Annotated in this window: 29 protein-coding genes; 12 read left to right on the forward strand and 17 right to left on the reverse strand. The window is 59.4% G+C overall.

Annotation, left to right across the window (positions count from 1 at the left end; translation table 11 throughout):
• Positions 1-140 precede the first annotated feature (140 nt).
• From acpS to ACO54Z_RS12230, 7 genes are all read left to right on the forward strand, one after another.
• Positions 141-515, forward strand: a complete 375-nt coding sequence (acpS, locus tag ACO54Z_RS12200; protein WP_298081293.1) for a holo-ACP synthase — start codon at positions 141-143, stop codon at positions 513-515.
• A gap of 226 nt (positions 516-741) precedes the next feature.
• Positions 742-1,674 carry a porin gene (locus ACO54Z_RS12205; protein ID WP_298081292.1) on the forward strand — a complete coding sequence of 311 codons (933 nt, stop codon included), beginning with the start codon at positions 742-744 and terminating at the stop codon, positions 1,672-1,674.
• 123 nt (positions 1,675-1,797) lie between these two features.
• Positions 1,798-2,403, forward strand: coding sequence for a BON domain-containing protein (locus tag ACO54Z_RS12210; protein ID WP_298081291.1), 606 nt, complete (start codon positions 1,798-1,800; stop codon positions 2,401-2,403).
• Positions 2,404-2,475: 72 nt separating this feature from the next.
• Complete coding sequence (gene ilvD / locus ACO54Z_RS12215; RefSeq protein WP_485997263.1) at positions 2,476-4,320, forward strand: dihydroxy-acid dehydratase; 1,845 nt, start codon at positions 2,476-2,478, stop codon at positions 4,318-4,320.
• Between the two features lie 231 nt (positions 4,321-4,551).
• A complete protein-coding gene (locus ACO54Z_RS12220) occupies positions 4,552-5,286 on the forward strand; it encodes a phosphoadenylyl-sulfate reductase (RefSeq protein WP_485997264.1) in 735 nt (244 codons plus the stop codon).
• An 8-nt stretch (positions 5,287-5,294) separates the two neighbouring features.
• Positions 5,295-6,212 carry a sulfate adenylyltransferase subunit CysD gene (gene cysD, locus ACO54Z_RS12225; protein ID WP_485997265.1) on the forward strand — a complete coding sequence of 306 codons (918 nt, stop codon included), beginning with the start codon at positions 5,295-5,297 and terminating at the stop codon, positions 6,210-6,212.
• Positions 6,213-7,379: 1,167 nt separating this feature from the next.
• Positions 7,380-8,663: a sulfate adenylyltransferase subunit 1 gene (locus tag ACO54Z_RS12230; RefSeq protein ID WP_485997266.1), complete on the forward strand. Its 1,284-nt coding sequence runs from the start codon at positions 7,380-7,382 to the stop codon at positions 8,661-8,663.
• Positions 8,664-8,672: 9 nt separating this feature from the next.
• On the opposite strand, the gene ACO54Z_RS12235 is transcribed toward ACO54Z_RS12230, so the two are convergent.
• Both ACO54Z_RS12235 and nfsA read right to left on the reverse strand, forming a co-directional pair.
• Positions 8,673-8,945 (reverse strand): alkaline protease, encoded by a 273-nt coding sequence (locus ACO54Z_RS12235; RefSeq protein ID WP_485997267.1) that lies wholly within the window; start codon positions 8,943-8,945, stop codon positions 8,673-8,675.
• Positions 8,942-9,664 carry an oxygen-insensitive NADPH nitroreductase gene (gene nfsA / locus ACO54Z_RS12240; RefSeq protein WP_485997268.1) on the reverse strand — a complete coding sequence of 241 codons (723 nt, stop codon included), beginning with the start codon at positions 9,662-9,664 and terminating at the stop codon, positions 8,942-8,944. Before nfsA ends, ACO54Z_RS12235 begins: the two co-directional genes overlap by 4 nt.
• Positions 9,665-9,745: 81 nt before the next feature.
• Between nfsA and arsC the strand changes: the two genes are divergently transcribed.
• Complete coding sequence (gene arsC / locus ACO54Z_RS12245; protein WP_485997269.1) at positions 9,746-10,096, forward strand: arsenate reductase (glutaredoxin); 351 nt, start codon at positions 9,746-9,748, stop codon at positions 10,094-10,096.
• A 13-nt stretch (positions 10,097-10,109) separates the two neighbouring features.
• Complete coding sequence (locus ACO54Z_RS12250) at positions 10,110-10,637, forward strand: restriction endonuclease (protein ID WP_485997270.1); 528 nt, start codon at positions 10,110-10,112, stop codon at positions 10,635-10,637.
• 50 nt (positions 10,638-10,687) lie between these two features.
• Here the strand turns inward: ACO54Z_RS12250 and ACO54Z_RS12255 are convergent, their stop codons facing one another.
• From ACO54Z_RS12255 to glyA, 12 genes are all read right to left on the reverse strand, one after another.
• Entirely contained in the window at positions 10,688-11,266 is a 579-nt protein-coding gene (locus ACO54Z_RS12255) for a DNA-3-methyladenine glycosylase I (protein WP_485997271.1), read from the reverse strand.
• On the reverse strand, positions 11,263-11,769 hold the full coding sequence (locus tag ACO54Z_RS12260; RefSeq protein WP_485997272.1) for an alpha/beta hydrolase: 507 nt from the start codon (positions 11,767-11,769) through the stop codon (positions 11,263-11,265). Before ACO54Z_RS12260 ends, ACO54Z_RS12255 begins: the two co-directional genes overlap by 4 nt.
• Before the next feature lie 158 nt (positions 11,770-11,927).
• Positions 11,928-12,791, reverse strand: coding sequence for an acyltransferase family protein (locus ACO54Z_RS12265; RefSeq protein ID WP_485997273.1), 864 nt, complete (start codon positions 12,789-12,791; stop codon positions 11,928-11,930).
• Between the two features lie 4 nt (positions 12,792-12,795).
• A complete protein-coding gene (locus ACO54Z_RS12270) occupies positions 12,796-13,071 on the reverse strand; it encodes a hypothetical protein (RefSeq protein ID WP_485997274.1) in 276 nt (91 codons plus the stop codon).
• A 183-nt stretch (positions 13,072-13,254) separates the two neighbouring features.
• On the reverse strand, positions 13,255-13,473 hold the full coding sequence (locus tag ACO54Z_RS12275) for a hypothetical protein (protein ID WP_485997275.1): 219 nt from the start codon (positions 13,471-13,473) through the stop codon (positions 13,255-13,257).
• The gene (gene nusB, locus ACO54Z_RS12280) at positions 13,470-13,904 is read right to left on the reverse strand and encodes a transcription antitermination factor NusB (protein ID WP_485997276.1); all 435 of its coding nucleotides are present in this window, start codon (positions 13,902-13,904) and stop codon (positions 13,470-13,472) included. The genes ACO54Z_RS12275 and nusB overlap by 4 nt, the downstream gene beginning before the upstream one ends.
• Positions 13,905-14,318: 414 nt before the next feature.
• Complete coding sequence (gene ribH, locus ACO54Z_RS12285) at positions 14,319-14,795, reverse strand: 6,7-dimethyl-8-ribityllumazine synthase (RefSeq protein ID WP_004142608.1); 477 nt, start codon at positions 14,793-14,795, stop codon at positions 14,319-14,321.
• 361 nt (positions 14,796-15,156) lie between these two features.
• Positions 15,157-16,260: a bifunctional 3,4-dihydroxy-2-butanone-4-phosphate synthase/GTP cyclohydrolase II gene (ribBA, locus tag ACO54Z_RS12290; RefSeq protein ID WP_485997277.1), complete on the reverse strand. Its 1,104-nt coding sequence runs from the start codon at positions 16,258-16,260 to the stop codon at positions 15,157-15,159.
• A gap of 4 nt (positions 16,261-16,264) precedes the next feature.
• Positions 16,265-16,906, reverse strand: coding sequence for a riboflavin synthase (locus ACO54Z_RS12295; RefSeq protein WP_485997278.1), 642 nt, complete (start codon positions 16,904-16,906; stop codon positions 16,265-16,267).
• Positions 16,888-18,003: a bifunctional diaminohydroxyphosphoribosylaminopyrimidine deaminase/5-amino-6-(5-phosphoribosylamino)uracil reductase RibD gene (gene ribD, locus ACO54Z_RS12300; RefSeq protein ID WP_485997279.1), complete on the reverse strand. Its 1,116-nt coding sequence runs from the start codon at positions 18,001-18,003 to the stop codon at positions 16,888-16,890. The genes ACO54Z_RS12295 and ribD overlap by 19 nt, the downstream gene beginning before the upstream one ends.
• 497 nt (positions 18,004-18,500) lie before the next feature.
• Entirely contained in the window at positions 18,501-18,959 is a 459-nt protein-coding gene (nrdR, locus tag ACO54Z_RS12305) for a transcriptional regulator NrdR (RefSeq protein WP_298078822.1), read from the reverse strand.
• Positions 18,960-18,977: 18 nt separating this feature from the next.
• Positions 18,978-20,231 (reverse strand): serine hydroxymethyltransferase, encoded by a 1,254-nt coding sequence (gene glyA, locus ACO54Z_RS12310; protein ID WP_485997280.1) that lies wholly within the window; start codon positions 20,229-20,231, stop codon positions 18,978-18,980.
• A 164-nt stretch (positions 20,232-20,395) separates the two neighbouring features.
• Here glyA and ACO54Z_RS12315 point away from each other — a divergent pair, with 164 nt between their 5' ends.
• On the forward strand, positions 20,396-20,743 hold the full coding sequence (locus tag ACO54Z_RS12315) for a rhodanese-like domain-containing protein (protein WP_485997281.1): 348 nt from the start codon (positions 20,396-20,398) through the stop codon (positions 20,741-20,743).
• 71 nt (positions 20,744-20,814) lie between these two features.
• On the opposite strand, the gene ACO54Z_RS12320 is transcribed toward ACO54Z_RS12315, so the two are convergent.
• Both ACO54Z_RS12320 and ACO54Z_RS12325 read right to left on the reverse strand, forming a co-directional pair.
• Entirely contained in the window at positions 20,815-21,399 is a 585-nt protein-coding gene (locus ACO54Z_RS12320) for a hypothetical protein (protein ID WP_485997282.1), read from the reverse strand.
• 66 nt (positions 21,400-21,465) lie between these two features.
• On the reverse strand, positions 21,466-22,404 hold the full coding sequence (locus tag ACO54Z_RS12325; protein WP_485997283.1) for a bile acid:sodium symporter family protein: 939 nt from the start codon (positions 22,402-22,404) through the stop codon (positions 21,466-21,468).
• A 70-nt stretch (positions 22,405-22,474) separates the two neighbouring features.
• Here ACO54Z_RS12325 and ACO54Z_RS12330 point away from each other — a divergent pair, with 70 nt between their 5' ends.
• Positions 22,475-23,107 carry a trimeric intracellular cation channel family protein gene (locus tag ACO54Z_RS12330; protein WP_485997284.1) on the forward strand — a complete coding sequence of 211 codons (633 nt, stop codon included), beginning with the start codon at positions 22,475-22,477 and terminating at the stop codon, positions 23,105-23,107.
• A 52-nt stretch (positions 23,108-23,159) separates the two neighbouring features.
• Here the strand turns inward: ACO54Z_RS12330 and lpxA are convergent, their stop codons facing one another.
• The gene (gene lpxA, locus ACO54Z_RS12335) at positions 23,160-23,933 is read right to left on the reverse strand and encodes an acyl-ACP--UDP-N-acetylglucosamine O-acyltransferase (RefSeq protein WP_485997285.1); all 774 of its coding nucleotides are present in this window, start codon (positions 23,931-23,933) and stop codon (positions 23,160-23,162) included.
• A gap of 258 nt (positions 23,934-24,191) precedes the next feature.
• Between lpxA and ACO54Z_RS12340 the strand changes: the two genes are divergently transcribed.
• Positions 24,192-24,801 (forward strand): hypothetical protein (locus ACO54Z_RS12340; RefSeq protein WP_485997286.1); only part of this gene is annotated, 610 nt, incomplete at its 3' end.

Here is a 24,801-nt window from a genome sequence, read left to right on the forward strand (position 1 = left end):
GCGGGGGAGGGACGGGGAGGGGGTGTGAAAACACCGCGAGCGACAAAGCCAAACCTCGGCAAACAGCTCAGAACCCATTGCATCTTGACTAAAGGCGGGAACTTCCCCGCCTTTTTCATATTCAAATTCAAACCACAAAAATGATTGGCACCGACATCATCGACAAACGCCGCATCGCCGCGCTCTACCACAAACACGGAAAGCGTCTCGCTGAAAAAATCCTGCACCCGGACGAACGGGCGCAACTGCCCGCACAAAAAGACCCGGTACGCTACCTCGCGCTGCGCTGGGCGGCAAAAGAAGCACTGGGCAAAGCCTTCGGCACCGGACTGCGCGCGCCGCTGGTGATGCCCGCCATCTGTCTCGACAAAACTGCACTCGGTGCCCCCGGCTTCGCCCCAACGAATGTGGTAAAAACCATGCAGCACGCACGCGGCATCACAAAAATCCACTTGAGCCTGAGCGACGAACGCGATTATGCCGTCGCCTTCGTCTGGTGCGAAACAGCGCGATAGCGCACCGGAAAAATCCCGTATCCGCAAAAAAACACGCACAAAAACCGCATACTGCAACGATACCCGCACGAAAAGAACAAGATAGTGAGTTGTAAAATAACTACAAAAAAAACGTTGTTGGTTTCTTGCAACAAAAACGGTTGCACGCCCACCAAAAAGCCAGTATTATTGCCCCCGGATTAGGCGATCCGCGAAATTGAATTTAGCTAATTGCTAGGAGACTATCATGAAAAAATCACTGATTGCTTTGAGCGTTCTGGCCGGTGTGGTTGGCGTTGCACAAGCAGAAAACACGACTACCCTCTATGGGTCAATGGCACACTCCGTTGTCGTTGCCAAAAAAATTGATGGCGACAAAAAAAATAACTGGGATTTGGATCGTAGCGTTGCCCGTTTCGGCATCCGTGGTACCGAAGACCTGAACAGCGGACTGCAAGCATTCTACCGCTTTGAATTCAACGCTTATGACAATGGTCTGAGCGGCAAAGAAGGCACTCGTTACGCTTACCTTGGTCTGCGTGGCGACTTCGGTACCCTGACCTTGGGTCGTCAAGATACCCTGTTCAAACTGGCTACCAGCTTCAACGACAACTTCCAAGACGTTTATCACAGCAACGGTCCGTTCCACCACGGCCCGAACCGTCTGAGCAAAGTCATCAGCTACGTCTCACCGGATATGTCTGGCTTCAAGCTCGGTGCTTCAATGGTACTGGATGGCGATAATACAGTCATCTCTGGTTCTGATTCCAAGGGCATTGACGCATGGGAAGCTGCCGCTTTCTATGATGCCAACGGTATCTTCGCCGGTGGTGCTTACCAGTCTCGTGACGCTGGCAAGAAAACCGACAAGTACTATGGCGGTTCAGTCGGCTACAAAAACGACACATTCAAAGTGGGTGTAGGTTACGAGAAAAAAGACAAGGCTGACAGCTACTACAACCTTGCTGGTGAATACTACCTCGGTAACAACACCTTCCGCGCTGGCTTCGGCTACGACGACAACAAGGGCAAGAACGACTGGTTCGAATATGCTCTCGGTTACCAATACAACCTGAGCGAACGTACCTACACTTGGGTTGAAGGCGCTTACTACGATCCGCGTCAAAAAGGCCAAGAAGAAAGCTACAAAGTCGTTGTTGGTGTTCGCCACGACTTCTAATCGGTATCTACCGCTTGAAAGCGAGCCGCAAGGCTCGCTTTTTTATGCGGTGCGTTCACTTGGCTGCAACAGAATTTGTTTATAATGCCACCTTCGTGTTAATTGACGGGTGCTTGCCTGATTATGAAAAAAATTCTTTCACTATTGATTGTCGCATCATTATTGCAGGGCTGCGGACCATTACTGATTGGTGGGGCAGCAACGACCGCCGGTGTTGTCCACGATCGCCGTTCGGCTGGCACAGTACTGGATGACAACACGCTGGAAGTAAAAGTCAAAGCGACCATTGCCGACAACAAAATCCTCACGGACAACAGCAACGTCAGCGTGACCTGTTACAACGGCATGGTTCTGCTTACCGGCGAAGCCTATGACGAAAATATCCGTCAGCAAATCACTGCCGCTGCGAAATCCGTACAGGGCGTCAAGCGGGTAGAAAACCAGCTCGTGATTGGCCGCCGCAGCACCTTCATGGAACGCACTTATGACTCCAAGCAAACGGCCAAAGTAAAAAGCGCGCTGCTGGACATCAAACTGCCCGGTTTTGATCCGACACGGGTCAAAGTCGTCACCGAACACGGCTACACCTACCTGCTCGGCATCGTCAGTCAGGAAGAAGCGAGCGCCGCAGCGAGTATTGCCAGCCGTGTTTCCGGGGTGAAAGGCATCGTCACCATGTTTGAAATCACCAATAACCCTTCAGCAAGCAACGTCACCGGCACGTTCTGATTCCTCCAAATGCACCAAGTCGGCCCGCGCGGTCGGCTTTTTTGTCTTTATCATAAAAAAAGGAACTTCATCATGACGCAGAAAATCCCTTACCGCTCCCGCACCTCAACCGCCGGGCGCAACATGGCTGGTGCACGCGCCCTGTGGCGCGCCACCGGCGTCAAGGACAGCGATTTTGGCAAACCCATCATCGCCGTGGTCAACAGCTTCACCCAGTTCGTCCCCGGCCACGTCCACCTGAAAGACATGGGACAACTGGTCGCGCGTGAAATCGAAGCAGCGGGCGCGATTGCCAAAGAATTCAATACCATCGCCGTCGATGACGGCATTGCGATGGGGCACGACGGTATGCTCTACTCGCTGCCGAGCCGCGACATCATCGCCGACAGCGTCGAATACATGGTCAATGCCCACTGCGCCGACGCGATGATCTGCATCTCCAACTGCGACAAAATCACCCCCGGCATGCTGATGGCGGCGATGCGGCTCAACATCCCTGCTGTTTTCGTCTCCGGCGGGCCGATGGAAGCGGGCAAAACCGCACTCGCCAAGCACAAACTCGACCTGGTGGATGCCATCGTTTACGCGGTTGACCCCGACGTGGACGACGCCACCGTTGATGACTACGAAAAAAACGCCTGTCCGACCTGCGGCTCCTGCTCCGGGATGTACACCGCCAACTCGATGAACTGCCTCACCGAAGCGCTTGGCTTGTCGTTGCCCGGCAACGGCACCACCCTCGCCACTCACGCCGACCGCAAACAACTCTTCCTCAATGCCGCGCGCACCATCGTTGAAATCACCCGCCGCCACTACGAACAAGGCGACGCCAGCGTCCTGCCGCGCGCCATCGCCACCTTTGACACCTTCCAGAACGCAATGACACTGGACATCGCCATGGGCGGCTCCACCAACACTATCCTCCACCTGCTCGCCACCGCGCAAGAAGCGGGCGTGGACTACACCATGAAAGACATTGACGCCCTCTCGCGCCGCATCCCGCAACTGTGCAAAGTCGCGCCGAACGCGCCGCAATACCACATCGAAGACGTGCACCGCGCGGGCGGCATCATGAACATCCTCGCCGAACTGGCGCGCGCGCGGCTTATCCGTACTGACCTGCCAACCGTGCACAGCCGCACCCTGCAAGAAGCGATTGACCGCTACGACCTGAAAAACCAGCCCGCGCCGGAAATCCTCGAATTTTATAAAGCGGGCCCGGCAGGACTGCGCAGCCAGACCGCCTTCTCGCAAAATTGCCGCTTCGACAGCGTCGATGACGACCGCGCCCACGGCTGCATCCGCGCCATTGACCACGCCTACTCACAAGAAGGCGGCCTCGCCGTCCTCTACGGCAACATCGCCGAAAACGGCTGCGTCGTCAAAACCGCCGGGGTGGACGAAAGCATCCTCAAATTCACTGGCAAAGCCATCGTTTACGAAAGTCAGGACGCCGCCGTGGAAGGCATCCTCAAGCGCAAAGTGAAAGCGGGCGACATTGTCATCATCCGCTACGAAGGGCCCAGGGGCGGCCCCGGAATGCAAGAAATGCTCTACCCGACCAGCTACCTGAAATCGATGGGACTGGGCAAAGCCTGCGCGCTGCTCACCGATGGCCGCTTTTCCGGTGGCACCTCCGGCCTCTCCATCGGCCACGTCTCGCCGGAAGCAGCGGCAGGCGGCGCGATTGGCCTTGTCCGCGACGGCGACACCATCCACATCGATATCCCGGCGCGCAGCATCCGCCTCGACATCAGCGACGAAGAAATGGCCCGCCGCCGCGCCGAACAGGACGCCAAAGGCTGGAAACCCGCCGCACCGCGCGCGCGCAAAGTCTCCGCCGCGCTGAAAGCCTACGGCCTGCTCGCCACCAGTGCCGATCGTGGCGCGGTGCGCGACTTGAGCAAACTGGACTGAAATAACACTGCAATCCGTTGGAAGGGCAGGGCGGTTCACCTGCGGGGCGACGCGTCCCTTCCCTTCTTCCTAAAGGCCGGGCTTTGCCCGGCTTTTTTGTGCCTTATGCCATTTCCTTATAACCCCCAAAAATTTTGCACTTTCCCTTGCGCCCCCCGCCGCGCTTACGATAGCGCGCAGATTTTCAGGGAGAACAACGATGACAATCCTCAGGGGCAAACGATGACGGCAATGGCATTGCAGCGCCCGGCGCTGTGGCAAATCCCGCAGCCGGCGGCGGAGGTGTTCGCGCATCTGCCGGAGAAATCGGCGCAGTTGCATGCGCGGTTGCAGGATATTTGCGCGCGTTTCCGGCGGGTCAAGTTCGCCAGCAGTCTCGCCGTGGAAGACATGGTGATTACCGAGGTGCTGGCGCAGCTCGCCGCGCCGGTGGAAGTATTCATGCTGGAAACGGGGCGGCTCAACCCGGAGACGCTCGCCTATGCCGAGGTGGTGCGCGCGCGTTATCCGGCGCTGGATTTCCGCCTCTATCAGCCGGACGCGGCGGAAGTCGCCGAATATGTGGCGACGCACGGGCTGAACGCCTTTTATCAAAGCGTGGAATTGCGCAAGCGCTGCTGCTTTATCCGCAAGGTGGCGCCGCTCAACCGTGCGCTGGCCGACGCCGACGCCTGGCTCACCGGGCAGCGGCGCGCGCAATCCGTCACCCGCAGCGAACTCGCCTTGCAGGAGGCGGACGAAGCGCGCGGCATCGCCAAATTCAACCCGATTTATGACTGGTCGGAAGATGACGTTTGGGCATTCATCCGGCAAAACGCCATTCCGTTCAACGAACTCTATCACCAGGGCTATCCGAGCATTGGCTGCGAGCCCTGCACGATTCCGGTCAAGGCGGGCGAGGACATCCGCGCCGGCCGCTGGTGGTGGGAAAACAAAGACAGCCGCGAATGCGGACTACACAAATGAGGTGAGATATGAAGAAGTTACACAATGAACATCTGGACTGGCTCGAAGCCGAGTCGGTGTACATCATCCGCGAAGTGGCGGCGGAATGCCGCAACCCGGCGCTGCTCTTTTCCGGCGGCAAAGATTCCGTCGTGCTGCTGGCGCTCGCGCGCAAGGCATTTCAAGTGGCGGGGCGCGACATCCCCCTGCCCTTCCCGCTGCTGCACATCGACACCGGCCACAACTACCCGGAAGTCATCGCCTTCCGCGACGAAACCGTGGCGCGCTACCGGGCGCGGCTAATCGTCGGCAACGTCGAAGACTCCATCGCGCGCGGCACCGTAGTCCTGCGCCGCGAAAACGATTCACGCAACGCCGCGCAGGCGGTAACGCTCTTGGAAGCCATCGAAACCCACGGCTTCGACGCCCTGCTCGGCGGCGCGCGACGCGACGAAGAAAAAGCGCGCGCCAAAGAGCGCATCTTCTCCTTCCGCGACGAATTCGGCCAATGGAACCCGAAAGACCAGCGGCCGGAACTGTGGTCGCTCTACAACGCGCGCCTGCACGCCGGCGAAAACCTGCGCGTCTTCCCCATCTCCAACTGGACAGAGCTGGACATCTGGCAATACATCGCCCGCGAAAAACTCGCCCTGCCGCCGATTTACTACGCCCACCCGCGCGAAGTGGTGGAGCGGCGCGGCCTGCTCGTTCCCGTCACCCCGCTGACGCCCAAACACGACGGCGAAGAAAGCAAAACCGTATCGGTACGCTTCCGCACCGTCGGCGATATTTCCTGCACCTGCCCGGTGGCAAGCAGCGCCGTTGTCCCGGAAGACATCATCGCCGAAACCGCACGCGCGACCATCTCCGAACGCAGCGCCACCCGCCTCGACGACCGCGCCAGCGCCGCCGCAATGGAACAGCGGAAAAAGCAGGGATATTTCTGAAATTCTCCCTCCCCTGCAGGGCGAAGCCCGCAGCGGGGGAGGGCTGGGGAGGGGGTAGCGTTCCCGCCTCTGCCATCGATGTTGATGATTCCCCGTTTACATACACCTTCCCCGCTATCGTGTATGTAAACGCAGGGCGGGGCTTGCCCCACCACGAGCGACACGATTACGGGAACAAACGTACAAAATCCCGCCGTTCTGCCCCCTCCCCCTGTGGGGGAGGGTCGGGGCTCCCCATGAAAAAGGCGTCCGCCTTTTTCATGGGAACCCGGGGTGGGGTTACTGGCGGCACGTCCGGTGTTTATATAAACAACCCTCCTGCCGCGCCAACCCTGCTCTGTTTACATACACCTTCCCCGCTATCGTGTATGTAAACGTAGGGTGGGGTTTGCCCCACCACGAGCGACACGATTACGGGAACAAACGTGCAAAATCCCGCCGTTCTGCCCCCTCCCCCTGTGGGGGAGGGTCGGGGCTCCCCATGAAAAAGGCGTCCGCCTTTTTCATGGGAACCCGGGGTGGGGTTACTGGCGGCACGTCCGGTGTTTATATAAACAACCCTCCTGCCGCGCCAACCCTGCTCTGTTTACATACACCTTCCCCGCTATCGTGTATGTAAACGTAGGGTGGGGTTTGCCCCACCACGAGCGACACGATTACGGGAACAAACGTGCAAAATCCCGCCGTTCTGCCCCCTCCCCCTGTGGGGGAGGGTCGGGGCTCCCCATGAAAAAGGCGTCCGCCTTTTTCATGGGAACCCGGGGTGGGGTTACTGGCGGCACGTCCGGTGTTTATATAAACAACCCTCCTGCCGCGCCAACCCTGCTCTGTTTACATACACCTTCCCCGCTATCGTGTATGTAAACGCAGGGTGGGGTTTGCCCCACCACGCTGACGCAATTGCGGGAACAAGCGTGCAAAATCCCGCCGCTCTGCCCCCTCCCTCGCAGGACGCGTAGCGTCCGCAGCGGGGGAGGGCTGGGGAGGGGGTAGCGTTCCCGCCTCTGCCATCGGTGTTGTTCATTCCCATATGACCCACCGTAAAAAACCTGATGCTTTGTCGTGGTGGGTCAAGACCCACCCGACATCCGTTTACATACACCTTCCCCGCTACCCTGTATGTAAAACGTCACCCTCAAACCCGAAACCCGACAAAAAGGAACCCCCATGCCCAACCTCAACCAGCACGCGCCCCTGCGCTTCATCACCGCCGGCAGCGTCGATGACGGCAAATCCACCCTCATTGGCCGCCTCCTCTACGACAGCAAGGCACTGCTTGGCGACCAGCTCCGCCAAATCGAAGCCGCCGAAGCCGACGGCAACCCCGACTTCTCCGCCCTGACCGACGGCCTTGAAGCCGAACGCGAACAAGGCATAACCATTGACGTCGCTTACCGCTACTTCAGCACCGCACGGCGCAAATACATCATCGCCGACACCCCCGGCCACGAACAATACACGCGCAACATGGTCACCGGCGCCTCCACCGCGCACGCCGCCGTCCTCCTGCTCGACGCCTCGCAACTCGACTACCGCCAAACCCCGCTGCAACTCTTGCCGCAAACCAAACGGCACAGCGCCATTCTCCGCCACCTGCGTTGCCCGCACATCATCGTTGCCATCAACAAAATCGACCTGCTTGACTACGACGAAGGCAAATACCGCGCCATCACCGCCGCCTACGACACGCTCGCCGCGCAGCTTGGACTCAATGACGTCCACTACATTCCCATCTCTGCCCTGCACGGCGACAACATCGTCCACAAAAGCGAACACACCCCGTGGTACACGGGCGACACCCTGCTCGCCACCCTCGAAGCGCTGCCCGCCGGCGAAGGCATCAGCGACGCGCCTGCCGCCTTCCATTTCCCGGTGCAAAACGTGCTGCGTGCCGACGGCGACAAACAGGACGACTTCCGTGGCTACCAGGGGCGGATAGAGGCGGGCAGCGTCCGCGTCGGCGACCGCGTCCGCGTTGAACCGGCCGGACAAGAAAGCAGCGTGCGCGAAATCATCGGTGTCAATGGCACCGTTGAGACCGCCAGCGTCGGCGAAAACATCACCCTGCGCCTCGCCGACGACATCGACATCTCGCGCGGCGACACCCTGCTCGCCGCCACCAACCCGCACAACGGCCAACGCGAACTGCGCGCGACCCTGTGCTGGTTTGACCAGCGCCCGCTCAACCCGGCGCGCAAATACCTGCTCAAACACACCACCCGCACCGTCGCCGCGAAAATCCGCCGTGTCGAACACGTCTGGGACGTGCATACCCTGAGCAACTACGCCGACCGCGACACCCTTGCGATGAACGACCTCGGCGAAGTGAGCCTGGTGCTGCAACAACCCGTCGCCGCCACCGCCTACGCGGAAAACCCGGCCACCGGCGCGTTCATATTGATAGACGACGCCAGCAACCAGACCGTCGCCGCCGGGATGATTGTGGCGTAACCGCTTCCGTTACCGCTCACACGCCCCCCGACGGCGGCTGACAATGAACTCCGGTGCGATGCAGACCGCGCAGTCATTGGCAAATGTCTGCTGCATCCGGCGGCCACCGTTGTCAAAGACGACGCAGACCGGATCCAGCGTCGCCGGACAGGCGCGGCTGGCGCAGCCGCTGTCGCCGATGGGCTTTGGCTGCGCAATGGCGAGCGGCGTATCCAAAAACGGCTTGGGCGCATGGCAGGCGGCGAGCGCTAACGCGAGCGCCGATAAAATCGCGGCTTTCATTGCTTGAGGAACCCCTTGCTTTGCAAAAACGGCAACATGTGCGACCGCACCGGCCCATTTAACGTTTTGCGAATGCTGTAAAGCCAGTCGCGTTCCTCGCCCATGCGGTTTTGATAATAAGCGCGCAATTCGGCGTCATATTGTGCGAGTGCCTGCGCATCCGGCTCGGCATAGCGGTTTTCAAAAAACATCAGCGAATGCGGCAAGCGCGGTTTGGGCGGTGGATTTTGCGCGGGATAACCCAAACACAAACCGAGCAGCGGCGCGCAATAATCCGGCAAGCCAACCAAATGACTGACTGCTTCAATATCATTGCGTAACGCGCCAATAAAAACACCGCCCAAGCCCAATGATTCTGCCGCCAGCAAAATATTCTGCGCCATAATGCCGGTATCCATCGCGCCAATCATTGCAACTTCCGTCCAGTCCAATTGCGCGGCGGGTAATAAAATCTTTGCCTTATGGAAATCCATACAGAACAACAGAAACTCGGCGCAATCGGTGACATAGGCCATATCACTCGCCGCGCGGCGAATCCCGGCGCGAATCTCTGGGTCGGTAATGCGGATAATAGAAACGCATTGCAGATGATTTGAAGTGGAAGCCATCCGCCCGGCATCAATCAATGACGCCAGCATTTCCGGCGCGATTGGCTGCGACGTGAATTTGCGAATGGGACGGTGGGCGAGGGCGGTCGCCAAAGCGGGATTGCTGTTCATAAAAACTCCATGCGGAAGAAAGCGGCAATATACGCGCAAACGCGCGCCGCTGCTATACTGATGCCTTTAACGGAGATTGCCATGAACATCACCCTCTACCACAACCCGCGCTGCTCCACCTCGCGCAACGCCCTCGCCCTCTTGCGCGAACGCGGCATCGAGCCACACATCATTGACTACCTGAAAACCCCGCCGACGCGCGACGCATGGGCGGCACTCATCACCCGCAGCGGCTTGCCGGTACGCGATTTCTTGCGGCAAAAAGAAGCGCTCTACCACGAATTGCAACTGGACAATCCGGCAATGAGCGATGCGGCGCTGCTTGATGCACTCGCCGCCCATCCGCAATTATTCAACCGCCCAGTCGCCAGTAGCGATAACGCGGTGCGTATTGGCCGCCCGGCGGAACGGGTGTTGGAATTGCTGGATTAAGGAGCGTGCCGCCATGTTGCAAATTATTGACGATGCAGAAACACTCGCCGCCGCACAATCCTCGTTCAAAGAAAAAATCATCGCCGCATTGCCGCAAACCATTCGCTGCACCGTTGCCGGAATAGGCGGTGGCTTTGAAACAGAAGTGCATTATTCACCGGAATTGGATTTATGGTACGCGCAGCAAATACAGGAGAAAAAATGCTGGAACGGTTTTGGCATCGGCGCGCCCGTTGTGGGTAAAAAAGTCGCACTCGCCGCAGAAATCAATTTCCCGGCGGACGGCATTAACCGCGCCTTGTCTGGCGCTTTCGCCCGCGATGAAGACGGGCGTATTTTCGTCTTACATCGTGGCAAAATCCGTGGCGGCAAAGCGCTGTTTTTCCGCTATTACTATGGCAAAGTCGCGAGTGCCGATGACGGCGGCAAAACAGATGATTTTGCGCTGATTGCCGCGCTGGATGCGGCGGATTTCGCCGACAAACTCGCTGCCTTTGTGCGGCAAATTCTCGCGATTAAGACGGCGGCGAAAGCGCATTAAGCAGAATGGTGTGCAGTCATAAAAAAATACCGGCATTGCGCCGGTATTTTTTACGCCAAGTGCGCCGTGTCCAGTGCTGGGTCGCTTGCCCGCACCAGCCAACGCGGGCGGGCGGCGAGGATGCGCGGGTAAACGGGGCAATCGGGCTGGTGGGCGCCGGGCAGGTAGCCGCTGCTCATCAGAAACTCGCCGGTGATTTCGCCGCCGGTGAAGGTAAACGTCTTTTTGAACAGCTTGACCCAGGCGGCCTTGTCCGGCGCGGTTTGCGCGTCCAGCCAGGCGCGGAAACTGCCGTGTTCCGCCTGCAACTGCCGGATAATGCGGGCATTTTTGATGGACGCATTGATTTTCAGGCGATTGCGGATGATGCCGGGGTCGGCGAGGAGGCGGGCGGTGTCGGCCTCGCCATAGGCGGCGATGGTGGCGATGTCAAAGCTGTTGTAGGCGCGGTGCAGGTTGTCCGCCTTGCGCAGGATGGTCTCCCAGCTTAGCCCCGCCTGGTTGATTTCCAGCACGAGGCGCTCAAAGAGGCGATTGTCGTCGGCAAGGGGGAAGCCGTATTCGTGGTCGTGGTAGCGGCGGTGCGGGTTGTCCGGCGGCAGGTCGGCACAGTAGGCGCAGTAGTTCATGCGTCAAGGCGGGCGAGGAAGTCGGCGAAATGGCGGCAGAGCAGCGTCAGCTCGTCCGGCTGGTAAAAGAGGTGCCCAGCGGGGACGAGGTGCAGCGTCGCGCCCGCTTCGCGCGCGTAGCGCACGGAATGCTCATACAGCACGATGTCGTCGTCCCAGCCGTGGACGATTTCCGTCGGGCTGACGACCGGATAGGTTTTCACCTGATAGCGCGGCAGATACAGCCCCGGCGCGACGAGAAAGAGGCCGCGCACTTTCTCCGGGTGGGCGGCGGCGGCAAGCAGCGTGGTGTAGCCACCCATGCTGAAGCCCATCAGCACGACGGGTTCTGCTTCGGCGGCAACGAGCGCAGTCAGGCGGGCGCTGCGCAATTCCGGATCTTCGGTATCGGTGTCGTTGATGCAGTGGGTGGTGTGCCCGGCGCGTTTGGCGGTGCGCGCGAGGTGGAAGATTTCTTTGCTGTGCTGCGAGCCGCCACGGCCGTGGGCGAGGTAAATTTTCATGGGAAGTTCTCAAGATGTTTCAGCAACATTTTTGGAAAGCTGCCTGGGGCTGTTTGTCATTCCTTTTGAATAAGTCCGTTGCGCAGTTTTTATACTCCCTCCCCGGTCTTTTCCGCTTCGCAGGGGAGGAAGCTGAATGGCAAACAGGCACTCTGGTGTCATTCGCGCATTGACGCGGGTGGTTCTTTTTCATTCACAATATATTTTACCCTTCTCTCAAAAAATGGTTTTTCTATAGCATAGAAAGTAAGTATCGAGAAGAGAATGACTCCAGGCAAAATGATGGTATTTTGTGCCAGCAGGCTGTTAAAAGTCTCCGGATATGCCATGCTAAAAGTTTTTACAAAAAATGTTGCGACAGATACATGAAAAAGATACATGGAGAAACTCATGCTACCAAGCCAGGATAGAAAGCTGTCCAGCTTTTGGATATCAGGGAAAGGGAATTTTAGATAAACGATTATAATCAGGCTCCATAGTGTACCTTCTGCGGTAAATCTAAAACACGTTCCGAACCAGGTGGCAACGGGGATGGTAAAAACAATTGTAAACAGGATAAAGCACATTGCCACGATGGCAATTTGTTCATGTATTTTGCTCAAAAAGTCCTTCTTTGTCAGATAAATGATTCCGGCTATTATCCCAATAATAAACTGATCCAACCTTCCGATAATAGTATAGTAAATATTAAGATAGAACCAAAAATTTACATTGTTATTATTGCCCGTAATCAAGATTCTGGTAACAATCATCAGCAAAATAACGAGAAGCAACCAGCGAATCCCGTGCTGTTTTGCAAAAGATATAATGACAGGGAAAATGAGGTAGAACTGAAATTCTACGGCAATAGTCCAAATCGGACCGGTAGGGAAATTGTCCGTATGTCCCCATCCTGTTGTCGGGTTCCCGGTATTTAGCTGCAAGGTGAGAAGTCTAAAGATGGCTTCCGGACCAGACTCAACCCTGTTAACTGTAATAATGATAAAAATAAAAAATACAAGAAGCGGGAAAATTCGCAGCATTCTGTTATAAATGAAGGGAAAATACCGGATTTTCTCCCCCCCCCGCAATAAGGCAAAAGAGAAATCCGCTCAAAACCAGAAACAGGCTTACACCCGTCGTACCGTTAGCCACCCATAACTTCAATATCTCCTTGAAATCAAATATATGTCCATTAAAATTCAAATCCTTGATCCGTTCCGTTGGAAACCAAAAGATATGATGCATATAGAACACCATAAAAAAGGCAAAGAAACGCAAATGATCAATGCGTGAAATGTATTGTATATTTTGTGATCGCATGGTTTATTTCCATAAAAATATAAATCAATAGACGACAGTTAGATTGATTGCAGTCCATCCGTGTTTATTTTACCTGATAATGTTGTTGATGTAGGTAGGTATTGCCCAGGCGCCCGTTGTTCGCCGCACAGGGTGCCGCTTTTGGCGTCGTAGTCGTTGTGGTTGATGTCGTAGGTGTGGTTATTAAGCGTTTTCACGTCGCGCGTGATGCGGGCATAGAGCCGCTGTTGTAGGGTGACGACCAGTAACGGTCAGGCGTACGCTACGCAGTTCCGGGTCGTCGGTGTCGATGTCGTTGATGCAGTGGGTTTCGTGGCCGGCGCGCTTGGCGGTGCGCGCGAGGTGGAAGATTTCTTTGCTGTGCTGCGAGCCGCCACGGCCGTGAGCGAGGTAGATTTTCATCCGTTGGGGCGGAGGGCTTTGCCGAGTTTGTCGAGGGTGGCGTTGATGTATTTGTAGCTGTCTGCCGCGCCGAATTGTTTGGCAAGCTCTACCGCTTCGTTGATGGTGACGGTGGGGTGGATGTCGAAGCGTTCGATCAGTTCGTACACGCCAATCCAGAGGATGCCGCGCTCTACCGGGTCGAGGGTGCTGGGGCGGCGGTGGGTGTGTTCGGAGACGCGGGTGTCGTAGAGGTCGCGTTTTTCGGTGATGGTGTCGAAGGCGGCGTTGAAGTAGTCGTCGTCAATGTCGCCCGCTTTGGGGTCCACGAGGCGGTTGCGGCGCACGTTCCAGGGGTCGTTGCCGCTGATTTGCCATTGGTAGAGGGTTTGCAGGAGCTGGCGGCGGGCGCGGCTGCGTTGTTCGATGGCCTGGCGTTTGAGGTTTTTCATGGGTGTTCCGTTGTGTGTGTGTTCGTTTTTAGAGACCGTTTGTTGTTCGTTTGGGGCGTGGGCGCTACGCGATTTTCCGTCCCCGCCTGCTCGCTCCCGCTTCGCAGGAAGGACGGTAGTGGCTTTTATGAAGTCGCCCCCGCAAGCGGGGGCTGGGTTTTGTGTTGTTTATGCGATAGCGGGGTGTGCAGACAAACCCCACCCCCGTCCCCTCCCCCACAGGGGGAGGGGGGAATGGCTGCGGTCGCTGGCGCGGTTGTTTGCTGCCCCACCCCGACCTTTTCCCACAGGGGAGGGGGGCTTGTCGGAGATCAGCTTTGGCGTGTCGTTAATGCGTTTTGTATGTGGTCGCTACGCGATTTTTTACACCCCCTCTCTGACCCTCCCCCGCTGCGCAGGGGAGGGGAATTTTGTTTAGCCGATTTGGCGCAGCAGGCTGACCATTTCGATGGCGACTTGTGCGGCTTCCGCGCCTTTGTTGCCCGCTTTGGTACCGGCGCGTTCTACGGCCTGTTCGATGCTGTTGGTGGTGAGCACGCCGTTGATGACCGGGATGTCGTGGCTGAGCGCAACGTGGCTCAAGGCTTTGGCGCTTTCGCCGATGACGATGTCAAAGTGGGCGGTCGCGCCTTTGATGACGGCGCCGAGGGCGATGATGGCGTCGTAGCGGCCGGTGGCGGCGAGGCGTTGTGCGGCGATGCCGAGTTCGAGTGCGCCGGGGACGTAGGCGACGTCGATGTTGGAGAGGTCGGTGCCGTGGCGTTTTAAGGTGTCGATGGCGCCTGCTTCGAGTTTGTTGACGATGAAGTCGTTAAAGCGCGAGCAGATGATGGCGTAGCGCGCGTTTTCGAGGATATAGTCGCCTTCGAGGCGGTTTACTTGGTGTGTCATGTGGGGTCCTTGTGTTTTGGTAAATGGTTTGTTGGTGATGGTGTCGCTGCGCAGGGTGGTTTGCTGTTCCCTCCCTAACTTTCTCGTCCTTCAGACGAGCTGTTCCAGTCCCCCACGGGGGAAGGGGAACTATTCAACGACTAGCGCGGTTTCTACACCCCCTCCCCTGCAGGGCGAAGCCCGGCGGGGGAGGGCTGGGGAGGGGGTGAGCAATCATTGATGAACCAAAATTCCTGTTTTTCAATTGATTGCTGCCCTCACCCCAACCCCTCTCCCAGAGGGAGAGGGGCTCGTTCGTCGAATTGTCAACAGCCCCTAACTTCTCCCCCACGGGGGAGGGAAACAGGCAGGGAAGGTTCTTTTATTCCGCCAGGTATTCGCTCACTTCCAGCTGGTAGCCGGAGATGCCGGTGAATTTGTACGGCGCGGAGAGCAGGCGCATTTTGCCGACGCCCTGGTCGATGAGGATTTGCGCGCCGATGCCGTAGGTGCGCAGGTCTTGTTCTTGCGGGCGTTTCGGCGGCGGGTTGTTGTGCGAGAAGGCAACCATGCGGCTGATGATGTCGTTGTGGCTTTGCGCGTCATCGAGGACGACGATGATGCCGTCCGGCTCTTGTGCGAGGCGTTGCAACGCTTCTTGCAGGGTATGGGTGCGTTCGTTCAGGTTCGCATGGAAGAGGTCGCCGAGGGTGTTTTGGACGTGGACGCGGACGAAGGTCGGGCGCGCCGCCTGGATGTGGCCTTTTGTGAGCGCGTAGTGCAGGCGGTCTTTGTCATAGATGCTTTGGTAGGCGGTGAGGGTGTAGTTGCCGTAGGCAGTCGGCAGTTCGCATTGGGCGATGCGGGCGATGGTTTGTTCGCGGGCGAGGCGGTAGGCGATGAGGTCGGCGATGGTGCCGATTTTGATGTCGTGTGCGGCGGCGAATTGTTCGAGTTCGGGGCGGCGCGCCATCGAGCCGTCTTCTTTGAGGATTTCGACGATGACGGCGGCGGGCTCAAGCCCGGCGAGGCGGGCGAGGTCGGTGCTGGCTTCGGTGTGTCCGGCGCGGGTGAGGACGCCGCCTTCACGGGCGACGATGGGGAAGATGTGGCCGGGCTGGACGAGGTCTTCTGGGCGCGCATCTTTGGCGGTGGCGGCGAGGATGGTGCGGGCGCGGTCGGCGGCGCTGATGCCGGTGGTGACGCCTTCGGCGGCTTCTATGGAGACGGTGAAGGCGGTGTGATAGGGCGAGTTGTTGCGCCGTGATTGTGGCCAGAGTTTGAGCTGGTCGTTGCGCGCCTGGGTGATAGTGAGGCAGACGAGGCCGCGCCCGTATTTGGTCATGAAGTTGATGGCTTCGGGGGTGATGTGTTCGGCGGCGATGACGAGGTCGCCTTCGTTTTCGCGGTCTTCGTCGTCCATGAGGATGACCATTTTGCCGGCGCGGATGTCGGCGATGATTTCCGGGGTGCTGTTCAGGGGCATGGGTTCAGTATCCGTGTTTTTGCAGGGTTTCGAGGGTGAGGCCACCGCTTTGTTGTGATGCGTTGAGCAGGCGTTCGAGGTAGCGGGCGATGAGGTCCACTTCGAGGTTTACCGCGTCGCCGGGTTGCAGCGCGCCGAGGGTGGTGCGGCTCATGGTGTGCGGCACGATGTTGACGCTGAAGTGGTTGGCATTGACTGCGTTCACGGTGAGGCTGACGCCGTTCACGGTAATCGAGCCTTTGGCGGCGATGTAGCGGGCGAGCGGCGCGGGGGCGGCGAAGGTAAGGCGTTCGCTGCGCGCGTCGGCTTCGCGGGCGAGCAGTTCGCCGACGCCATCGACGTGGCCGCTGACGAGGTGGCCGCCGAGCGGGGTGGCAAGGGTCAGCGCGTATTCGAGGTTGACCGCGTCGCCGGGTTGCAGCGCGCCGAGGGTGGTCAGGCGCAGGGTTTCGTGCGAGACGTCGGCGCTGAAGTGGTCGACGCCGAGGGCGACGGCGGTGAGGCAGACGCCACTGACGGCGATGCTGTCGCCGAGGGCGCAGCGGCTGAAGTCAAAGGAGGGGGAGGCGATGGTGAGGGTGCAGTCGTCGCCGTGGTCGGCGCGGCGTTGCAGGGTGCCGGTGGTTTCTATGATGCCTGTGAACATGGTTTTTCCGGGGTGAGGCGCAGGCGCAGGTCGGCGCCGATGCGGGTGCTGTCGTCAATGTGGACGCGCATTTTATCAGAGAGGTGTTGTAACGGCGGCAGTTGCAGCAGTTCGCGCGCGCCGCTGCCGAGCAGGCAGGGGGCGAGGTAGAGCAGTATTTCGTCGGCGAGGTTTTGCTGGATGAAGGCGCCGGCGAGCGAGGCGCCGGCTTCGACGAAGGCGTTGTTGATGCCGCGTGCGCCCAGTTCGTCCAAAAGTGCGGGCAATGGCACGCGGCCGCCCGCGAGCGGCAGGCGCAGCCACTCGGCGTGGGCGGGGTAGTTCGGCGCGCGCGCGTTCATGCCGCAGGCGATGAGGATGGGGCTCAGGTCGTCAAAGAGGGCGGCGTCGCGCGGGGTGCGCAGGCGGCTGTCGATGATGACGCGCAGCGGCGGTTGGCTCGGCAGTTCGGTCGGGTAGCGCGCGGTGAGGTGGGCGTTGTCGTGGAGGATGCTGCCGGTACCGGCGATGATGGCGTCGGCGGCAAGGCGGTGGTAATGGACGTCGGCGCGTGCCGCTTTGCCGGTGAGCCATTGGCTTTCGCCGTTGGCCAGCGCGGTTTTGCCGTCAAGCGAGGCGGCGAGTTTGAGGGTGACAAATGGCCGCCCCGTGGTGATGCGGCGGAAAAATCCCCGGTTGAGCCGCTGGGCTTCTTCTTCGCAGACGCCTTCGGTGACGGTGATGCCTGCCGCTTGCAGGCGGGCAATGCCCTGCCCGGCAACGAGCGGGTTCGGGTCGCGGCAGGCGACGACGGCACGGGCGATGCCCGCGGCAATCAGCGCGTCGGCGCAGGGCGGGGTGCGTCCCTGGTGCGCGCAGGGCTCAAGGGTGATGTAGGCGGTGGCGCCGCGTGCTTTCTCGCCCGCTTCTCGCAGCGCGTGGGCTTCGGCGTGCGCTTCGCCCGCGCGGACGTGCCAGCCTTCGCCGACGGCTTCGTCGCCTTTGACGAGGACGCAGCCGACGCGCGGGTTCGGCGCGGTGGAGAAGATGCCGCGCTGTGCCAGTTCAAGCGCGCGTTGCATCCAGCGGGTATCTTGTTCGGTGTCGGGGGTGGTCATGGTTGGTGGTTTCCGGCGGGTTTGGGGTTCATGCGGCAGGGCAGGGCAAGCCTCACCCTGCATTTAAGGAAGCGGGATTTATATAGCAATACTCACAAAGTTCTGTACAAGGCGCGCCGCTGAAGACAGTACAGTTTAGTACGGCGAAGCGGCGCAACGCCGTACAGGGCTTTGTGAGGATTGCTATACATACACCTGAGCGCTCAGGGTGTATATAACGGGTTTGGTTTTTTGATGTCGGCCGTGAATGGCCGGTTTGCGGCTATGGCTACAGGGCAGCGAGGTTGGAACGACTTAATCCCACCCCGGGTACCCATGAAAAAGGCGGATGCCTTTTTCATGGGAGCCCCCGACCCTCCCCCGTGGGGGAGGGGCATATCGGCGGTTTTTCAGGCTCCCGCGTTTTGCATCACAGCGGGATGGTTTTACATACACCTGAGCGATTCACCCCCCTGCCCCGGAGGGGAAAGCGGCGCGCCGCAGGGGAATTTTTCCGCTCAATTGCGCCGCAGTTCGGCGATGGTGTTGATGAAGGCTTCCACGTCCTGAAAGCTCAGGTAAACCGAGGCGAAGCGGATGTAGGCGACGTGGTCGATGTCTTTCAGCCCCGCCATCACCCATTCGCCGATGCGGCGCGAGGCGACTTCGCGGTCGCCGCTGATGCGCAGGCGGTTTTCGATGTCTTCGATCAACTGGTTGATTTTGTTGACGCTTACCGGTCGTTTTTCAATCGCCCGCAGCAGGCCGTTGCGCAGTTTCTCCGCCGAGAACGCCTGCCGCTCGCCGTTTTGTTTGATGACCATCGGCAGCGAGATTTCTGCCGTTTCGTAGGTGGTGAAGCGGGTGGCGCAGGCGGGGTTGGTGCATTCGCGACGGCGGCGGATTTTGCTGCCGTCGCTCAAGAGGCGCGAGTCAATGACGCGGGTGTCCGGCCGGTGGCAGATGGGGCAATGCAAGGGTCGCGCTCCGCTCCGTTAGCCGTACACCGGGAATTCGGCGCAGAGTTTGCTCACTTTTTCGCGCACGGCGAGGATGACTTCTTCGTTGTCGATGTCGTCCAGAATGTCGCAAATCCAGGTGGCAACCAGTTTGGCTTCCGCCTGTTTGAAGCCGCGCGTAGTGATGGCGGGCGTGCCGATGCGGATGCCGCTCGCGACCGAGGCCGGTTGCGGGTCGTCCGGCACCGCGTTTTTGTTGACGGTGATGTAGGCGCGGCTGAGTGCGGCGTCGGCGGCGCGGCCAGTGAGGTTTTTGTTGACGAGGTTAATCAGCATCAGGTGGTTCTTGGTGCCGCCGGAGACGAGTTCGTAACCGCGCGCGAGGAAGACTTTCGCCATTGCCTTGGCGTTGTCCAGCACCTGCTCCTGATATTTGGTGAAGGCCGGGTCAAGCGCTTCAAGGAAGGCGACCGCTTTCGCCGCAATCACCTGCATCAGCGGCCCGCCCTGGATGCCGGGGAAGATGGCGGAATTGAATTTTTTGGTAATGGCGTCGTTGGCGCGCGCCAGTATCAGCCCGCCGCGCGGCCCGCGCAGGGTTTTGTGGGTGGTGGAGGTGACGACGTCGGCAATCGGCACCGGGTTCGGCGCAAGCCCCGTGGCGACGAGGCCGGCGATGTGCGCCATATCGACCAGCAGATACGCGCCGACGCTGTCGGCAATGTCGCGGAAGCGCTGCAAATCCAGCACCTGCGAGTAGGCGGAAAATCCGGCAATAATCAGCTTCGGCTTGTGCTCGCTGGCGATGCGCTGCATCGCATCATAATCAATCAGCCCGGTCTTGACGTCAATGCCGTAATGCACCGCGTGGTAAAGGATACCGGACGAGCTCACCGGCGAGCCGTGGGTGAGGTGGCCGCCGTGGCCGAGATCCATGCCCAGAATGGTGTCGCCCGCTTCCAACAGTGCAAGGAAAACGGCGGCGTTGGCCTGCGACCCTGAATGCGGCTGCACGTTGGCATAATCGGCGCCAAAAAGCGTCTTGGCGCGCTCGATGGCGAGCGTTTCCACGACATCAACATGCTCGCAGCCACCGTAATAGCGCTTGCCCGGATAACCTTCAGCGTACTTGTTGGTCAGGCAGGTGCCCTGTGCTTCCATGACGCGCGGACTGGCGTAGTTCTCGGAAGCGATCAGTTCGATGTGGGTTTCCTGACGTTGCGCCTCGTTGCGGATGGCAGCGGCCAGTTCATCATCAAAGCCCGCGATGGTCATATCTTTACTAAACATGGGGATAAATTAAGGTAGGAATTGAGGCGGGCTATGGTATCGCCTTCCGCATAACGGGGCAACTGCGCGACGGCGAAGCAAAATCCTGCGACACCGCGCCATTGCCCGCTTTTCGCCCGCCCCGTAACATTGCCCGCCTTTTCAACAACCCACGGAGACCCTTCATGCTTAAAAAACTCGTCCTCGGCAGCCTGCTCGCCGCCGCCTCCCTCGCCGCCTCCGCTGAGCAATACCTGATTGACGTGCGCAGTCCGGAAGAATTTGCCGAAGCGCACGCCGACGGCGCGGTGAACATCCCGGTCGATGAAGTCTCGCAAAAAATCAGCGAGATCACCCAAGACCACGACGCCGACATTTACGTTTACTGCCGCAGCGGCCGCCGCGCCGGTGTCGCGCAACAGGTGCTGAACGGCATGGGCTACCGCAAAGTCACCAACCTCGGCACCCTCGCCGACGCGCAGGCGTTTGTGGCGAAGGAAAAGGAGGCCAGCGCGAAGGAAGCCGCACAGTAATTCGCCCTTTGTGAAAAAAACCGCCTGCGGGCGGTTTTTTTATGAGCATCACCCGCTGTGGCGGGAGAGCGTCACGGTTGCACCGCGCTGTCTGCTTGCCAGCCTTGTTCAAAGGCGGCAACGGCGGCGGGTGCGGCATCGGGCGGGCTTGCGAATGCGCGCAGGTGGGTGGCGATGTCGCTGTGGTCTGCCGCCTGGGTGCTCGGTGCCAATAGTGCTTCGCTGCGCGCGACGGCATCGTCCGTGTTTTGCAGGGCGTGATTGAGCGCGGCGGTGTAGCAACCGAGGGTGCGTGCGTTGCGGTAGTCGTTGCTGCTGTCGTTGAAGCGGGTGCTGGCGTCGCCTTTGCCGTCTTCGCCGCGGGCGAGTTGGGCGAGGTGTTGTGCCAATGGTGCGATGTTGTTCTGCGCCAGCAGGGTGTGGCTCCAAAGGGCGAGGGTTTGTCGGCCATCTGCGGTTTCGCAGAGGAGGGCGATGACGGCGTTGCCGTTGACCTGCATCGCGGCGGTGATGTGTACCGCCTGCGCGGTGTCGCCCGCAGCGAGTTTGGCGGCGTGTTTGCTGATGAAATCGCGGCGCGATTGGGCATCGGCATCCAGGCTGTCGGTAGCGTGGGCGGTGGCGCAGGCGAGGAGGAGGGCGAGGATTCTTTTCATGTTTTTGGGCGGGTGGTGCGTCATGTGTTCGGCGTTAATGGTGGGGCAAGCCCCACCCTGCACGGGTTATTTGCCGTGGCGTTTGTCCCACCAGGTGCAGAGGTTGGCAACCAGCGCGCCGCTGATATTGTGCCAGACGCTGAAGATGGCGCTCGGCAGTGCCGCTTCCGGGCTGAAGTATTTTGTGCCGAGGGTGGCACCGAGCGCGCTGTTTTGCATGCCGACTTCGATCATGACAGCGCGGCACTGGGCGCTGTTCATTCCGGCGAGGCGGGCGGCGAGCAGGCCAAGCAGGTAGCCGAGGAGGTTGTGCAGGATGACAACGGCGAAGATGATCATGCCGCTTTTTGCAATCGCCCCTTTGCTCAGCGCGACGACGCTGGCGAGAATCAGGACGATGCAGATGACGGAAATGAGCGGCAGGGCGTCGCGCAGCACTTGCAGGTGTTTGTCGAAGTAGCGGTTGATGAAGACACCGGCGACGATCGGCAGCAGGACCATTTCGATGATGGAGAGCATCATCGCGCCGACGGCGATGTCCACGGTTTTGTGCGCGTAGAGTTCGAGCAGGAGCGGCGTCAGGAACGGCGCGAGCAGGGTGGAGCAGGCGGTGATGGTGACGCTCAAGGCGACATCGCCGCGCGCGAGGTAGGTCATGACGTTGCTGGCGGTGCCGCCGGGGCAGCAGCCGACGAGGATGACGCCGAGCGCGACCATCGGGTCAAGGCTGAAGATGTTTACTAAAAGGACGGCGAGCAGCGGCATGATGAGGAACTGGGCGACAACGCCGAGCAGTACCTGCATCGGGCGGCGGAAGATTTCGGCGAAGTCGCGGGCGCGCAGGGTCAGCCCCATGCCGAACATGATGATGCCGAGCGCGTAGGGAATGGCGGGCTTGAAGGGGATGAAGACTGGCGCGGCGGCGTAACCGGCGATGGCGAAGACGATCGCCCAAAGGGCGAATGTCTGGCCGATGAAGGTGGATAGTTGGCGCAAGCGCTGCATGGGAACCTCTCTGTGAATTTTTTGAAAGGGTGCTATCCTAACGGTTTTCCGCCCTGTGATGTTGTCCGCCATGTCCATTGCTCCTGAATCCATTGTTACGTTTCTTGATTTTTTTGGTGTTTTTTCCAGCGCCGTCGCCGCTACCGTACTCGCCAAGCGGCAGCATTTTGATATTTTCGGCGCGGTGATGATTGCCTTTGTCGCCTCCATCGGCGGCGGTACCACCCGCGATTTGTTGTTGAACCGCCATCCGTTGTTCTGGCTGAAGGATTTGGATTATGCTTGGACGATTACCATTACTTCGATTTTTACCCAGGTTTTTTATTATCAGTTTGAGCGGTTGGACAAGCCTTTCCGCTGGTTTGACGCGCTGGCATTGGCGACGTTTACCGTCATTGGCATTGAAGTCGGGCAGATGCGCGGCGCAACCGCGCCGGTATCGGTATTGATGGGCGTGGTGACGGCGATTATGGGCGGGATTCTGCGCGATATTGTCTGCCGCCAGGTGCCGCTATTGCTGCAAAAGGAAGTGTATTTGTCGGCGGCATTGGTCGGCGGCGTGTTTTATTTCATTCTGATGCATTTTGGCGTCGGCTTGTGGACGCGCGATTTGTTGACCTTGTTATTGGTACTCGCCATTCGCGCCTGCGCCATTATTTATAATTGGAATTTGCCGGATATCGCCATTCGGCGACGGCATTAAACGGATGAAAAAAAAGCGGGGTGCAAGCCCCGCTTTTTCTATGGCGTCGTCATTAGCGAATCAGCCCGCGTTTGCCGGTGTGTTCGAGGAATTCGGCGATGCGCCGTGCCGGGGCAGATTCGCTGGCGAGCGCGTTGATTTTGTCGCGTGCTTCGTCCAGCAGCAGGTTTTCGCGGTAAAGGTGGTGATGGCAGCGCTTGATGGCGGCGATGTCTTCCGCGCTGAAATGGTGGCGTTTCAGCCCTTCGAGGTTGATGCCGGCGATGCGCGCGGGCGATTCGACCACGAGCGAGTAGGGCGGCACGTTCTGTTTGACGCCGGCGCAGTAGCCGACCATGGTGTAGGCACCGATGCGTACGAACTGGTACACCATCGCCGCCCCGCCCATGACGACGTGGTCTTCGATGTGGACATGTCCGGCGAGGATGACGTTGTTGGCGAAGGTGGTGTCGTTGCCGATGACGCAGTCATGCGCGAGGTGGACGTAGGCCATAATCCAGTTGCCGTCGCCGAGGACGGTCTTGCCGATGTCCTGCACCGTGCCACGGTTGAAGGTGACGAATTCGCGAATGGTGTTGTTGTCGCCGATTTCGAGGGTGGTGTCTTCGCCGCCGTATTTTTTGTCCTGCGGGATGGCGCCGAGCGAGGCGAAGGGAAAAATATGGTTGTTTTGGCCGATGCGCGTCGGCCCTTCGATGACGACGTGCGGCGCGATGGTGGTGCCGCGCCCGATTTGCACGCCCGCGCCGATGACGCTGTAGGCGCCGACGCTGACGTCGCTATCGAGTTCGGCCTTGGGGTCGATGAGGGCGGTGGGGTGAATCATGATTTTCTCCTGTTGTGTGAGCAGGTTATCCAGCGCGGCGGGAAAAAGCCGCATGAACGGTGCAAAATGTACCGTGTTCATGGCGACATTGCAAGGCGCATTCGTCGCAACAAACTGATTAAAAAGCATTTTATAAAAACAGCCGTGCCAGCATGACGCGGACGAATGCCTGTCAAACATTACAAAAGCCTTACCCTTTCATGATGGCAGGAAAATTGCTAGTCTTGACAACAGAAAAACGCAACCCCGGAACCATCCGTGTCCCCTCAAATCACCCTTGAAATCCGCAACAGCAGCGGCAACGTCCTCGCGCAATACCCGCTGGACAGTGCCAGCAGCCCGCATATCGCCGCCGTTGATGGCGCGTACTACCAGATTGGCGACGCCGCGACCGGCACCGCCCCGGCGAACCTCACCACCGCGCGCGCGGGCGACGACCTCTATCTCTACCTGGACGGCGACAGCCGCCCCGCACTCGTCATTGACCACTACTACAGCCAGGGACAGGGCGCGCTGGTCGGGGTGCAGGCGGACGGCAGTCTCACCAGCTACCCGGTCGCCACCGCTCCCGAACACGCGCTTGCCAGCGAAATCGTCACCGAACAGCCGCTGGGTTCGGACCAGCCCGCGCTGGCACCGCTCGGCGTACTCGGTGCCGTCGGCCTTGTCGCGGGTGCTATCGCCATCAGCCGTGACCACGGTTACAAAGGCGAACAACCGCAGCCGTCGCCGAATCCGAACCCGTCGCCGAATCCGAACCCGTCGCCGAACCCGCAACCGTCGCCGAACCCGCAACCGTCGCCGAACCCGCAACCGTCGCCGAACCCGCAACCGTCGCCGAACCCGCAACCGTCGCCGAACCCGCAAC

This window comes from Cardiobacterium sp. (genome assembly GCF_057314735.1).